Source organism: Mesorhizobium sp. CNPSo 4670, from assembly GCF_057784235.1.
Window position 1 is genome coordinate 54832 of record NZ_JBWJFQ010000032.1, and the last position, 12623, is coordinate 67454.

At 63.1% G+C, this 12623-nt stretch carries 12 protein-coding genes; 7 read left to right on the forward strand and 5 right to left on the reverse strand.

The window, feature by feature from the left end; translation table 11 throughout:
- The first annotated feature begins 1 nt into the window (after position 1).
- Positions 2 to 1027 (forward strand): tetraacyldisaccharide 4'-kinase, encoded by a 1026-nt coding sequence (gene lpxK, locus AC0ZT5_RS33225; RefSeq protein WP_488499880.1) that lies wholly within the window; start codon positions 2 to 4, stop codon positions 1025 to 1027.
- A 52-nt stretch (positions 1028 to 1079) separates the two neighbouring features.
- Here lpxK and AC0ZT5_RS33230 read toward each other — a convergent pair whose 3' ends face one another.
- Positions 1080 to 1313 carry a DUF2093 domain-containing protein gene (locus AC0ZT5_RS33230; protein WP_095085946.1) on the reverse strand — a complete coding sequence of 78 codons (234 nt, stop codon included), beginning with the start codon at positions 1311 to 1313 and terminating at the stop codon, positions 1080 to 1082.
- Positions 1314 to 1438: 125 nt separating this feature from the next.
- Between AC0ZT5_RS33230 and AC0ZT5_RS33235 the strand changes: the two genes are divergently transcribed.
- On the forward strand, positions 1439 to 2038 hold the full coding sequence (locus tag AC0ZT5_RS33235; protein WP_488499881.1) for a hypothetical protein: 600 nt from the start codon (positions 1439 to 1441) through the stop codon (positions 2036 to 2038).
- On the opposite strand, the gene AC0ZT5_RS33240 is transcribed toward AC0ZT5_RS33235, so the two are convergent.
- A complete protein-coding gene (locus AC0ZT5_RS33240; RefSeq protein ID WP_488499882.1) occupies positions 2035 to 2961 on the reverse strand; it encodes a LysR substrate-binding domain-containing protein in 927 nt (308 codons plus the stop codon). The genes AC0ZT5_RS33235 and AC0ZT5_RS33240 overlap by 4 nt on opposite strands.
- Positions 2962 to 3053: 92 nt before the next feature.
- Between AC0ZT5_RS33240 and AC0ZT5_RS33245 the strand changes: the two genes are divergently transcribed.
- Positions 3054 to 3947: a DMT family transporter gene (locus AC0ZT5_RS33245; RefSeq protein WP_488499883.1), complete on the forward strand. Its 894-nt coding sequence runs from the start codon at positions 3054 to 3056 to the stop codon at positions 3945 to 3947.
- Between the two features lie 109 nt (positions 3948 to 4056).
- The gene (locus tag AC0ZT5_RS33250; protein ID WP_488499884.1) at positions 4057 to 4824 is read left to right on the forward strand and encodes a hypothetical protein; all 768 of its coding nucleotides are present in this window, start codon (positions 4057 to 4059) and stop codon (positions 4822 to 4824) included.
- 34 nt (positions 4825 to 4858) lie between these two features.
- Here AC0ZT5_RS33250 and mutL read toward each other — a convergent pair whose 3' ends face one another.
- Positions 4859 to 6742, reverse strand: coding sequence for a DNA mismatch repair endonuclease MutL (gene mutL, locus AC0ZT5_RS33255; protein WP_488499885.1), 1884 nt, complete (start codon positions 6740 to 6742; stop codon positions 4859 to 4861).
- Between the two features lie 59 nt (positions 6743 to 6801).
- Positions 6802 to 7764 carry a GlxA family transcriptional regulator gene (locus tag AC0ZT5_RS33260; RefSeq protein ID WP_488499886.1) on the reverse strand — a complete coding sequence of 321 codons (963 nt, stop codon included), beginning with the start codon at positions 7762 to 7764 and terminating at the stop codon, positions 6802 to 6804.
- Between the two features lie 109 nt (positions 7765 to 7873).
- On the opposite strand from AC0ZT5_RS33260, the gene AC0ZT5_RS33265 reads away from it, so the two are divergent.
- On the forward strand, positions 7874 to 8182 hold the full coding sequence (locus AC0ZT5_RS33265) for a putative quinol monooxygenase (protein ID WP_488499887.1): 309 nt from the start codon (positions 7874 to 7876) through the stop codon (positions 8180 to 8182).
- Between the two features lie 53 nt (positions 8183 to 8235).
- Here the strand turns inward: AC0ZT5_RS33265 and AC0ZT5_RS33270 are convergent, their stop codons facing one another.
- Complete coding sequence (locus AC0ZT5_RS33270) at positions 8236 to 9138, reverse strand: LysR substrate-binding domain-containing protein (RefSeq protein ID WP_488499888.1); 903 nt, start codon at positions 9136 to 9138, stop codon at positions 8236 to 8238.
- A gap of 92 nt (positions 9139 to 9230) precedes the next feature.
- On the opposite strand from AC0ZT5_RS33270, the gene AC0ZT5_RS33275 reads away from it, so the two are divergent.
- Positions 9231 to 10781, forward strand: a complete 1551-nt coding sequence (locus AC0ZT5_RS33275; protein WP_488499889.1) for a trimethylamine methyltransferase family protein — start codon at positions 9231 to 9233, stop codon at positions 10779 to 10781.
- Positions 10782 to 10824: 43 nt separating this feature from the next.
- Complete coding sequence (locus tag AC0ZT5_RS33280; RefSeq protein ID WP_488499890.1) at positions 10825 to 12474, forward strand: ABC transporter substrate-binding protein; 1650 nt, start codon at positions 10825 to 10827, stop codon at positions 12472 to 12474.
- Positions 12475 to 12623 lie beyond the last annotated feature (149 nt).

Below are 12623 nucleotides of genomic sequence, written 5' to 3' on the forward strand. Positions count from 1 at the left end.
GGTGGCTTCCGAAGCACCACCATTCTGGTGGGAAAAGCCGGACTGGCGGGTCCTGGCACTGTCGCCGCTGTCGGCCATCTATGCGCTCGTCGCCGGCCGCGGCATGCGGCGCGCCCGGCGCGAGAAGATCGAGGCGCCGGTTCTGTGCATCGGCAATTTCACCGTTGGCGGCACCGGCAAGACGCCGGTGGCGATCGCCTTGGCCGAACAGGCCAAGCGCATGCAGCTCAAACCCGGTTTCCTGTCGCGCGGCCATGGCGGGTCGTTCGCCGAGCCGCATGTCGTCGACGCCCATCATGACAGCGCCAGGCATGTCGGCGACGAGCCGCTGCTCCTGGCAGAACACGCCCCGGTGGCGGTGACGCCGAACCGTGCCGCCGGCGCCCGGCTCCTGCTGGAAAGGCACGGCTGCGATTTCCTGATCATGGACGACGGCTTCCAGAGCGCGCGCATCCATATCGATTATGCGCTGGTGGTCGTCGATACCCGCTACGGCATCGGCAATGGCCGCGTCATTCCGGGTGGTCCGCTAAGGGCCAAGATCGTCGACCAACTGGTCTTCACCAGCGGGTTGTTGAAGATGGGCGAGGGCACTGCCGCCGACGCCGTGGTCCGCCAGGCGGCACGCGCCGCCCGGCCGATCTTCGAGGCACACACCGAACCGAGCAGCAAGCAGGGGCTTGCCGGCAAGCGGTTCCTCGCTTTCGCCGGCATCGGCCATCCCGAAAAATTCTTCGACACGGTGCGCGAGGCCGGCGGCGAACTGGCGTTGAAGCGACCGTTTCCGGACCATCATTTCTATGGCGAGGACGAGCTCGCCGAACTGGCGGCGACGGCGCGTGCCGAAGGGCTCGGCCTCATCACCACCGCCAAGGACGCCGCCCGGTTGCGGCACGGCGCTCCACAGGACTTTCTCGACCGACTCGAAGTCTTGGAAATCAAAACCGTTTTCGAGCTTGATCGCGTGCCGGAGCGCATCATCGACGAGACGCTCGACGCCTGGCGCCAACGCAAGTTGAAGGGCTGACCTGTCGTCCTGAAGTGCGTTACCCGGCTTGCGTAAACGACTTGCGCAAACATCAACGCCGGCTGCGTAGCTCCGGCTGCACTTCGATTTCGCGGCGCAGCGAAGCGGCAGCGTTGATGTAGGGCTCTTGCCTGGCGACGCTCCAGTATTTCAACTCATCGAGCGGGATGCTTTCGCCGGTCACCGCGCAGCGCACGAAAGCGCCAGGGCTGGTAACCTGGAAGTCGCCATCGAGATAGCGGATACGGGCTTCCTTGCCGCCAGGGCCTTCGAAACGGTTCATCATGCAGCGGCGCCGAGGTTCATGAGGATTTCATCGCCATAAATTGGCGGCAAGGTCAAGCAGGTGACAAGCCTGAGACAATGCTGATCGGTCATTGTTGGGTGGAAAAATGCTGTTGTCGGGGCGCTATGGACATTTCCTCCGCTCGTCTTGCCGCCTTGCTCAAAGAAGCAATGACGCCGCAGGCCGTTCCGTCGTCAAGGGCCGATCCGGTCAAAACGGCGCTGGTGAAGGCGCTGGTCGCGCCGCCGGCGCCATCCGGCGTACCCGTGCGCCCAGCGGCGACACTGCCTTTGCCGATGCTGTCGCAGGCGACAGCGGTTAGAGCGCAGCAGACAGCCTCGGCCGAAATAATCCAGGCCTATCTGGCACTCGCGGAACCGGACGGCGAAACAGCCAGCGACGCCGCATCGGTGTCCACTGCGCCGAGGAGACCAACTGACGGCGACACGGTACAACGTGGCTTGGCGCTGCCTTTGACAACGGGCGATGAGGGTGCCCCGGCAAGGCCGGCGACCTTGCCATGGTTTCCGCTTCCCGCATCCGCGCTGTTGCCGTTGCGCCAAGCGCATGACAACGATGCCGTGGCCAGGCGAGGGTGTGCAACAGCCGGGCCGAACGAAGCGGCCAGGCCTGAAAACAGGCAGACGAGTGTCGGGCTGATGTCGCTGACTGCCGGGCTGCTGGCCGCGGCGGTCGTCGGGTTCGTTCTGATGGTGATGCGCTAACCCTCAGCCTCGATAAAGGCTTCCATCTTTTCCGATGCAAGTCCTGCCTGCACCGCGATACGGCGCGCCAGTTCTGCCGCTGCCGCACGTGGCCGTCCCGTCGGCCGGTCGAGCCAATAGGACACCGGATTGAGCGCGGTACGCTCGTCGACGGCGGTAATGCGGCCCGATTTCAATTGATGCCCGGTCAGGGGTGGGCGCGCCAGTGCGATGCCGAGCCCGTAGGCGGCGGCGTCGAGCACCAGGTTGTAGTCCTCGAAGCGCCGGTCCTGTGGGCGGGGGCGGTAATCCATGCCTTGCGCGGCAAACCAGGCACGCCAGGCCGAAGCATCGGAATCGTTGATCAGTGGAAATTTGAGCAGCCGGGCAGGGTCACCGCGGCCGATCTCGCGGGCAAGCTCGGGCGACGCGACGGGAAAAACATGTTCCTCGAAAAGCTGCACCGAGACGCGACCCGGAATGCCGCCGCGTCCACAGCGGATCGACAGATCGATGCCCTCATCGGCAAGGTCGGCCTGGCGGATATCGACGTCGAGCACGATGCGTAGCTTGGAAGGATTATTCTCCAGCGCCGCCATGCGCGGCATCAGCCACAGCCCGCTGACCGAAGGGATCGAGGTCAGCCGCACCACCGCGGTGCCGCGCGGCTCGACCCAGCGGTCGGAATGGGTCGATATCAGCGCGAAAGCTTCCGCCGTGCGCAGATGCAGGCGGTTGCCTTCGATCGTCAGCGAGACACCGCGCGCGCCGCGATCGAACACTTTCAGCCCAAGCCAATCCTCGAGCTTGGCGATCTGCCGGCTGACCGCGCCGTGGGTGATGTTGAGCTTTTCAGCGGCCGCCGAAAAGCTGCCGGTCCGCGCCGCCGCGTCGAAGGCGCGCAGCGTTTCGAGAGGCACCATTGTGTCTGAGCTGTGATCCATAGTCACAGCTGATCCTCGATTTGGTCGTTTGTCAACCGGCCCGAAAAGGCGTTTTCTGCATTTCAGGGCACCGGCAACACGAGGACTATGAGATGAGCGCAATGACCAGCACGTTGAATCCGACACAACGGATGGACACCACGGCAGCCATCGCGGTGGCGCTGACAGTGGTCGGCTGGGCCTCTGCCTTTCCGGCCATCCGTGCCGGTCTTGCCGCCTTCGGGCCGCTGGAACTCGGCGCGCTGCGCTTTGCCATCGCCGCGGTGCCGGCGGCGATCTTCCTCGCCGTCAAGCGTCCGGCGCTGCCCAGGCTGGACGAATTGTGGCGCCTGGCCTTTGGCGGCGCCATTTTCGTGGCGCTGTACACGGCGATGCTCAATTTCGGCGAACTGACCGTCTCGGCCGGCGCTGCCGGCTTCATCATCAATGTCAGCCCGATCTTCACCGCCATCATGGCGATGGCGCTGCTTGGCGAACGCTTCTCCGGCATGGCATGGGTTGGCACCGCCATTTCCTTCGCCGGCATCGGCATTATCGCCATCGGCGATGGGGATGGCCTGCATTTCGACGCCGGGGCGCTGCTGGTGCTGGGTTCGGCGCTGTGCTCGGCCGTCAACACCATCGTCCAGAAGCCGCTCTTCGCCCGCCACCACCCGCTGACCATTTCGGCTTCGAACATGGTGCTCGGCGCGCTCTGCCTGGCGCCCTTCCTGCCGAGCGGCCTTGCACAGGCAGCGGTTGCCAATACAGCCGGCCTCGGCGCGGTGCTCTTTCTCGGCATCGTGCCCAGCCTGATCGCCTATGCCGCCTGGGCAACCGCGCTGTCGCGGCTACCGGCCGCACGGGCATCGAACTTCCTCTATCTGGTTTCGCCTATGTCCGCCCTGATCGGTTTCTTCTGGCTGGGCGAAGTGCCGACGCTGCTCGGCATGCTCGGCGGCGCACTGGCACTGGGCGGCGTCATCGTGGTGAATTTGAAGCGTTAAAACAAAATGTTGGAACCGTTTCCTGACTTAAACTGGGAACCGTATCCGCCAGCATGCAGACACCCAGAGGATGGGCTGCTATGGTGAGCTGCCTTTGCTGGGGGACGAAATGGGAAAGCTGTTCATATCGGTAATCTCTTGCGTTTTGCTGCTGACCGGGAAAGCCGTCGCGGGCTGGTACCAGGTCGAAAACTACGAAGGGTCCATCGGGCCTAACCCAGTCCATCTGTCGCTACAGAGATATGAACGTTTTGGCAGCGGGATTACGGTCGAGGGGAGCTATTTCTACGATGCCAAGCAAAGCCCGATAGCAGTGTACGGCAAGATCAACGGTAGCAAGGTCTCGCTTTGCGAGATTGCCGACGACAAGGAATTCGACCGGGTGCTGGTCATCAGATCGAAAACACCCGTCGACACCACCGGATGCCCGTTTTCTCTCGACATTGGCGAAAGCGGCGCAACAGGGACCTGGAGCAAGGGCTCGGACAAGTTCCCGATCACGCTGAAGCAGGTCGCAAGCCTCGACAATACCGGCAAGGCGAAGATTGAAGGGACCGTCGAGATTCCCTTTTGGGCACAGACAGCTACCCACAGATTTGTCGGGGTTTACGAGAAAGCTGGCTTTCTCGTCTGCATGACGAAGCTGCAAGTCATCAACAAGCGCAGCAAGAAAATCTATCAAGAGATCGTTTTCGATGACGACAATTGCGGCGCGGGCATGTGGACGACGCCCATCTATATGAATGTTCAAAAGCAGCCGGAAAAAAAGTTCGAGATTATTTCCGTAAATGTACGCGTTCGCGGTGGCCGCGCCAACTATACGATGGACTATGTTTTCTCTCCTAAAACCAAGATGTATCATCAATTGGTGAACTGACCAGGTGCCTCACCTGGTATTGCGCAGTTAATGCTTACCGTCGCCCAAACAGCCTCTCGATATCGGCGAGCTTCAGCTCGATATAGGTCGGCCGGCCGTGGTTGCAGGTGCCGGAGCCGGGTGTCGCCTCCATCTGCCTTAGCAACGCATTCATCTCCTCGGCCTTGAGCAGTCGGCCGGAGCGTACCGAGCCGTGGCAGGCCATGGTTGCCGCGATCTTGTCCAGCCGCTCCTTCAGCGTGTCGACGGTGTCATTGTCGGCGATCTCGTCGGCAAGATCGCGCACCAGTTGCTGGACATTGGTCTCGCCCAGCATCGACGGCGTCTCGCGCACGGCGACCGCACCCGGGCCGAAACGCTCGACGCCAAGTCCAAAGCGGGCCAGCGTCTCGGAATGCATCGCCAGCCGTTCGGCGTCTTCTTCCGGCAGGTCGACGATTTCCGGCAGCAGCAGCATCTGTGATGGCACCGCGCGCGAATGCAGCGCGTTCTTCAGCGCCTCATAGACCAGCCGCTCATGCGCCGCATGCTGGTCGACGATGATCAGCGAATCCCTGGTCTGCGCGACGATGTAGTTCTCGTGCACCTGCGCGCGCGCCGCACCCAGTACCGCCCCAAGCAGCGTCTCGGCCGCTTCGCTCTGCCCGGCGCGTGCATCGGCGCTGGCGAGCGGGCCGGCATCGAACGCTGCCTGCTCGTTTTCGCCCAAGCCGCGCTGACCGGGGCCCTCGAAACCCGCCCCTTCGAACCCCATGTCGAGCGGCCGCTGCGGCGAGCGCGTCGGATCAAAGCCGGCTGGGCCGGAGGCATGGTAGGATGCCTCATAGCTGCGGTGGCCGTTGGCGGGCCCGCCGTGGCCGTAGGATGCCGCACCAGGCCGGAACGCCGCCATCATGCCGGCAGCGCCCGTGGTGGCGGCGCGGATGCCGGCATCGGCAAGCGCTTGCCGGACAGCGCCGACGATCAGCCCGCGCACCAGTCCGGGATCGCGGAAGCGGACGTCGGCCTTGGCCGGATGGACGTTGACGTCGACGACGGCCGAATCGAGCGCCAGGAACAGCACCGTCACCGCATGGCGGTCGCGCGGCAAGACATCCGCGAAGGCGCCGCGTATGGCGCCGGCAATCAGCTTGTCGCGCACCGGCCTGCCATTGACATAGGCATATTGCTGCAGCGCGTTGGCGCGGGTGAAGGACGGGATCGACACGTGACCGGTCAGACGCACGCCTTCGCGCATCGCGTCGATGGCAATGGAATTGTCCGGAAACTCGGCGCCCATCACCTGGGCGACGCGGCGCAGGCTGCCTTCCGCGCTGTTGTCGGTCGCCGGCAATTCCAGTGTCGAGCGGTCGGAGCCGGCCAGCGTGAAACGTACGGCGGGGAAGGCGATGGCGATGCGCTTGACCACGTCGCTGGTGGCAGAGCTTTCGGCGCGTTCGCCCTTCATGAATTTGAGCCTGGCCGGCGTGGCGAAGAACAGGTCGCGCACCTCGACCGTGGTGCCGCGATTGGCCGCCGCCGGCCTGACGGGTAGGACGCGTCCGCCCTCGATGCCGATCTCGGCGGCACTGTCACTTTTTGCTGTCCGCGAACGGATTGACAGCCGCGACACCGAGCCGATCGACGGCAGCGCCTCGCCGCGAAAGCCGAGGGAACGAATGTCGTTGATGTCCTCGGTGAGCTTGGAGGTGCAGTGACGCGCAATCGCCAGCGCCAGCTCCGGTTCGGGAATGCCGGAGCCGTCGTCGGTGACACGGATCAGGTTCAACCCGCCGCCGGCGGTCACGATCTCTACCTTGCCGGCACCGGCGTCGAGCGCATTCTCGACCAGTTCCTTGACCACGCTTGCCGGACGCTCGATGACTTCGCCGGCGGCGATCTGGTTGATCATCGTTTCGGAAAGCTGGCGAATGGGCATGGAGATAGTATAGGCGGATTCGGGGGGCGCGGGAGAGGCAATATCGCGAGGGCGGTGCATCAGTTCGCAGCACGGATTTCACGCACGCCCTTGTGTAGCCGCCGGCGCAACAGATTGCGCAGCGTCACCCCGTCGCCATAGCCGACCTTCGCGGCGATCTCATCGACACTGTCGGATGTGGTCTTCAACAAATGGACAGCCTGCTCGACGCGCAGATCCTGAAAATAGGACAGCGGTGTCTTGCCAAGCACATCGTTGACCCGCCGCGACAGCGTGCGCTTGCTGGCTCCCAGTGCCGCGGCAGCTTCGTCTAGGTTGAAGCCGGCGGCGAGATGGCCGCGCGCCCATCGCTCGAAACGCTCGACCAGCGGGTTCGAATGGGCGAGATGATCCGAGATGGCATAGGCCGACTGCAACGGCCGGCTGTCGACGATTAGATATTTGGCGGTCAGCGCCGCAAGCTCCGGGCTTGTCTGGCGGATGACCATCAGAGCGAGGTCGATGTGGCCGAGTGCTGCTCCGGCGGTTGCGAACTGCCCGTCATTGATCAGCATGCGCGAGGCATCGAGCCGCACTTGCGGGTAGCGTTGCCGGAACATCGGTGCCAGCCACCAGGTCGTGGTTGACGGCCGACGGTCGAGCAGGCCGGTTTCCGCCAGGATGAAAGTACCGATACAAGCAGCCCCGATGCGCGCGCCGGCATCGGCGGCAGCCCGCAATGCCTTGGTCGCCTTGGCAATGTCGCTTCGCTTCAGCGCCTCGCCAAGCAGGCCCGGCATCTTCTGGCCGATCGCAGGGATCACCAGCCAGTCAGGCTCCGGCTCGCTGCCCATCGAGACGACCGGCACCTGAAGGCCTTGCGCGGTGTGGACCGTGTCGCTCAGCCCGACAATGGTCACGGCAAAACAGCCGGGCGGGGATGCCAGCATCCCTGCCAGCTCATTGGCGGTGCCGAACACATCGAGCATCGTGGCCAGCCCGGTGTCGAAGACGCCATCAAGCGCGAGGACGGAAATGTTCATGGCAATAATGATATCAAAGATGTCATTTTTGCCAATACGCTTTCCGGTTCGATGCTGCGACTGTCGTTTCGATGGCCGCCTTGGCCGCACAACGACGAGGAGAAGACAAATGATCAAACTTGCATTGTTCGCACGCTTCGAAGCCAAGCCCGGCAAGGAGAAGGATGTCGCCGCGTTCCTCAAAACCGGGCTGCAACTGGCCAATCAGGAAGCAAGGACCCCGATCTGGTTCGCCCTGCAGCTTTCGCCAAGCGTCTTCGGCGTGTTCGATGCCTTTCACGACGAAACAGGGCGGCAGGCACATCTCACCGGCGAGATTGCCAAGGCGCTGATGGCCAATGCCGAAACGCTGTTCGTTGGCCCGCCGACCATCGACAAGATCGACGTGCTCGGCCTCAAGAACGACGGCTCGGTCTGATCCTTCAGCATGCGAAACGCAATCCGGTCACGCGCCGGATTGCGCTGGCGAGCCTACGCCTGCGCCACCAGCCAATCCCTCACCTTGCGCGCATTGTCGCTGAGCTCGCGGTTCTTTGACCAGATGACGTAGAATCCGATGCCGGTCCTCAGCACATGGTCGGTCACCGGCACCAACAGGCCTGATGCCACGAGGCGCTCGACGAGATGCCGCCAGCCGAGCGAGATGCCTTGTCCCTCCATGACCGCCTGAATCACCAAGGCATAATCATTGATGCGCAACCCGCGCTCGGCATTACGGAGGCTGGTTCCGGCTGCGGCGAACCATTCGTCCCAGTTCGGGGCCTCGCGGTAGGGCTCCTCGAGATGGATGAGCCGATGCATGGCAAGTTCGGCGACAGTCTCTGGCAGCCCAAACTTCGCCAGATAGCTGGGGCCCGCGACCGGGAAGATCTCCTCGTCTGCAAGCAACAGCGAATGATAGTCCGGCCAGTCGCGCGGCACGCCGCCGCGCACGCCGAGCGGGATGCCCTCGGCGATAATGTCGAGGTCGCGGTCGGCGGTCTGGATACGCAGATCAACGCCCGGCAGTTCGTCGCGGAATTGCTGTAGGCGCGGCATCATCCAGAACGAGCCAAAGGCGGTCGAGGCGGCCAGCGTCACATGGCCGCCGGTCGCCTGCAGGCGCAGATCCTCCGCCGACTTGCGGATATGCGACAGCCCGAGCGAGACGTCGGCGTGGAAGCGCTCGCCGGCCTCCGTCAGGAGAACCTGGCGATGGCGGCGCTGGAAGAGCTTGGCGCCGAGCTGTTCCTCCAGCCCGCGCACGGCGTACGATACGGCCGCCTGCGTCATGCCGAGCTCGCGCCCGGCGGCGGTGAAGCTCGACAGCCGGCCGGCCGCCTCGAAGACGATCAGGCTGCCGGCGGAGGGTAGCAGGTGGCGCAGGCTTCGCATAAGGAGAGTTTATACAAGAGATCAGGATTTTCCAGCGTCACAGCTATATTCCGTCTCGCTAAGTTGACGGGCTGTTGGAGGGATGAGTAGCCATGAATGAACCGGCCGTTGCAGTGACCGAACACGGCAACCGCAGAAGCGGCGGTCGCCTGGGGCGCAAGGCGATACGTGGCGCCCCCATAGCCTCGTTTCCTACGCTGGTGCGCCAGATCCCCGCCTATCAGATGGTGCCTGACGAGGCGGTGGAGTTGATCCACCAGGAATCGCTCTTGATCCTCGAAGAGGTCGGCTGCGAATTCCGCGACGATGAGGCGATCGCCCTGTGGAAGGCCGCCGGAGCCGATGTATCCGAGACGCGTGTCCGCATCGACCGTGCGCTCTTGATGGAGTTGGTCTCGAAGGTCCCGCCGGAATTCACCCTCAATGCTCGCAATCCCGAGCGTACCGTCCGCGTCGGCGGCAAGAATTCCATCTTCGTGCCGATGTATGGTGCGCCCTATGTACGCGACCTCGACAACAACAGGCGCTACGGCTCGCTCGCCGACCTCAACAATTTCCACAAGCTCGCCTACATGGCGCCGGCGCTGCACTCGTCGAGCTCGGTCATCTGCGAGCCGATGGAAATTGCAGTGCCCAAGCGTCACCTCCATATCATCCATTCGGCGCTGAAACACTCCGACAAGCCGTTCATGGGCATCGTCACCTCGAAGGAACGCGCCGAAGACACGATGGCGATGGCCGGCATCGTGTTCGGCGAAGAGTTCGTCCGCGACAACCCGGTGCTGGTGTCGATCACCAATTGCAACTCGCCGCTGGTGTGGGACGCCACCATGCTGGACGCCATGAAGATCTATGCGCGCAACAACCAGCCGTTGATCCTGGCGCCCTTCGCGCTGTGCGGCGCCTCGACCTCGGCCTCCGCCGTCGGCGCGGTGGCGCAGGTCAATGCAGAAGCACTCGCTGGCGTCGCCTTCACGCAGCTCTTGCGTCCGGGGTCGCCGCAGATCTACGGCCAGTTCATGGTCACGGTCGACATGAAGACCGGGGCGCCGATGGGCGGCACGCCGGAGGCCGCCCAGATGATGTACCTGATGGGCGCGCTGGCGCGGAAATACCGGCTGCCTTGGCGCACGTCCGGCTTCCATGTCGGCTCGAAGCTCAACGACGCCCAGGCCGGCTACGAGGCGAACATGCTGATGCACGCCGCCATCCTCGCCGGGGCCAACTACATCTGGCACTCGGCCGGATGGCTGGAGGCGGGGCTCACCTGCGGCTATTCGAAATTCGCCACCGACTGCGAGCAGCTTATCGGCTGGTACAAATATGCAGGCGGCCTTCCGTTCGACGATTTCAAGGAAGCGATGGCGGCGATCCGCGAGGTGGGGCCGCAGGGCCATTTCCTCGGCACCCAGCACACGCTCGAACATTTCGAGTCCGCTTTCTTCATGCCCACCATCATGGACTTCAATTCGTACGAACAGTGGAAGGCCGAGGGCGCTAAGGACCACGACACGCGCGGCCGCGAGAAGGCGCGCAACATGCTGGCCGACTATGAGGAGCCGAAGCTCGACGAGGGCATCGCCGAGGGTCTCAAGGATTTGATCGCGCGGCGTGAGGAAAAACTGCCGGACAGCGTTAGTTGATGTGACAGGCGAAGACCTGACGGAACAACCAAGGGAGGAAAACATGACGCTCTTCAGAAGCAATGGCGACCGCGTGCCGGGCGCTATCGAGACAATGGCGAAAGAGACGCGTGCAGGCCCTATGGACCGGCGCGAATTCCTGGCGCTGGCCAGTGCATTCGGCGCATCGACGGCTTTCGCCTATAGCATGATCGGCCTTGCCGCGCCGACTAAAGCCCTGGCCGATGAACCGAAAAAGGGCGGAACGCTGCGTGTCGCGATGTCGGTCAAGGCGCAGAAGGATCCGCGCACCTATGACTGGACCGAGATGGCAAACGTCACCCGTTGCTGGCTGGAGCCGCTCGTCCGCTACACGCACGAGTTCACTTTCGAGCCGGTCCTGCTCGAAAGCTGGGACGTCAATGACGACGCCACCGAATACACACTGCATCTGCGCAAAGGCATCACCTGGAACAATGGTGATGCCTTCAACGCCGATGACGTGGTCTCCAATCTGAACCGCTGGTGCGAGAAGGGTGCTTCCGGCAATTCCATGGCGGCACGCGTCGGCGCGCTGATCGACACAAAGACCGGCAAGGCCAAGGACGGCGCCATCACCAAGGTCGATGACCTCACGGTCAAGCTGAAGCTGTCTGAACCCGACGTCGCGATCATACCGGGCTTCACCGACTACCCGGCGCTGGTCGTGCATCGCGACTTCGACAAGGATGGCGCCGACCCGATCAAGAAGCCAATCGGCACCGGACCTTTCGAACTGGTATCCTATGCAGTGGGTACGAAGGCGGTCGTCAAGCGTCGCGAGAACGGCAAGTGGTGGGGTGGCGAAACGCCGCTCGACGGTGTCGAGTTCATCGACTACGGCACCGACTTCAACGCCACGCTGAATGCCTTCGAATCTGGCGAGATCGACCTCGATTTCGAAACGCCGGCCGACTTCATCGAGGCCCTCGATAAGATGGATCTGGTGAAATCGGAGGTCGCGACGGCGACCACGCTCGTTGCCCGCACCAACATCACCCACAAGCCCTATGACGACCAGCGGGTGCGCAATGCGCTCCAGATGGCCGTCGACAACAATGCCGTCATGCAGCTCGGCTACGCCGGGCTTGGCACGGTTGGCGAGAACCACCACGTCGCCCCGATCCATCCCGAATACTATCCGCTACCCAAGAAGACACGCGATGCCGCCGCCGCCAAGAAGCTGATGGCGGATGCCGGGCAGGCCGACTTCGAGCACGAGCTGATCACCGTCGAGGACGAATGGCAGAAGAACACTGGCGATGCGATCGCCGGCCAATTGCGCGATGCCGGCATCAAGGTGAAGCGTACGGTGCTGCCGGGCTCGACCTTCTGGAACGACTGGACGAAGTATCCGTACTCGATGACCATCTGGTACATGCGGCCGCTGGGCGTCCAGGTGCTGGCGCTCGGCTATCGCTCGGGCGAGGCCTGGAACGAAACGGCCTATGCCAACCCGGATTTCGACGCCAAGCTGAAGCAGGCGCTTTCGCTTGCCGATCCTGCCAAGCGCAAGGAGGTGATGAAGGACGTCGAGCAGATCCTGCAGGATTCCGGCGTCATCATCCAGCCGTTCTGGCAGAAGCTCTACTGCCACATGAGCAAGAAGGTGAAGAACTACGGAATGCACCAGACCTACGAAATGGACTTCCAGAACGTTTGGCTGGACGCCTGATTTAACTCCCGAGACTTGCAAGCAAATGCCGCCGGCACCTATGACAAAAGGTGCCGGCGGCCCGTAAATCACTGACAAGCAATTGGCGCAGGCAAAATGTCCGACGACGAGATCATCCTTTCCGAACTTTCCGACGACGAGTTGGTGCA

What these genes read in the sequence shown, in the direction of transcription:
- AC0ZT5_RS33230 (WP_095085946.1), bottom strand. Translation starts at nt 1,313, where the DNA reads ATGATGAACCGTTTCGAAGGCCCTGGCGGCAAGGAAGCCCGTATCCGC.
- AC0ZT5_RS33235 (WP_488499881.1), top strand. Translation starts at nt 1,439, where the DNA reads ATGGACATTTCCTCCGCTCGTCTTGCCGCCTTGCTCAAAGAAGCAATG.
- AC0ZT5_RS33240 (WP_488499882.1), bottom strand. Translation starts at nt 2,961, where the DNA reads ATGGATCACAGCTCAGACACAATGGTGCCTCTCGAAACGCTGCGCGCC.
- AC0ZT5_RS33245 (WP_488499883.1), top strand. Translation starts at nt 3,054, where the DNA reads ATGAGCGCAATGACCAGCACGTTGAATCCGACACAACGGATGGACACC.
- AC0ZT5_RS33250 (WP_488499884.1), top strand. Translation starts at nt 4,057, where the DNA reads ATGGGAAAGCTGTTCATATCGGTAATCTCTTGCGTTTTGCTGCTGACC.
- mutL (WP_488499885.1), bottom strand. Translation starts at nt 6,742, where the DNA reads ATGCCCATTCGCCAGCTTTCCGAAACGATGATCAACCAGATCGCCGCC.
- AC0ZT5_RS33260 (WP_488499886.1), bottom strand. Translation starts at nt 7,764, where the DNA reads ATGAACATTTCCGTCCTCGCGCTTGATGGCGTCTTCGACACCGGGCTG.
- AC0ZT5_RS33265 (WP_488499887.1), top strand. Translation starts at nt 7,874, where the DNA reads ATGATCAAACTTGCATTGTTCGCACGCTTCGAAGCCAAGCCCGGCAAG.
- AC0ZT5_RS33270 (WP_488499888.1), bottom strand. Translation starts at nt 9,138, where the DNA reads ATGCGAAGCCTGCGCCACCTGCTACCCTCCGCCGGCAGCCTGATCGTC.
- AC0ZT5_RS33275 (WP_488499889.1), top strand. Translation starts at nt 9,231, where the DNA reads ATGAATGAACCGGCCGTTGCAGTGACCGAACACGGCAACCGCAGAAGC.
- AC0ZT5_RS33280 (WP_488499890.1), top strand. Translation starts at nt 10,825, where the DNA reads ATGACGCTCTTCAGAAGCAATGGCGACCGCGTGCCGGGCGCTATCGAG.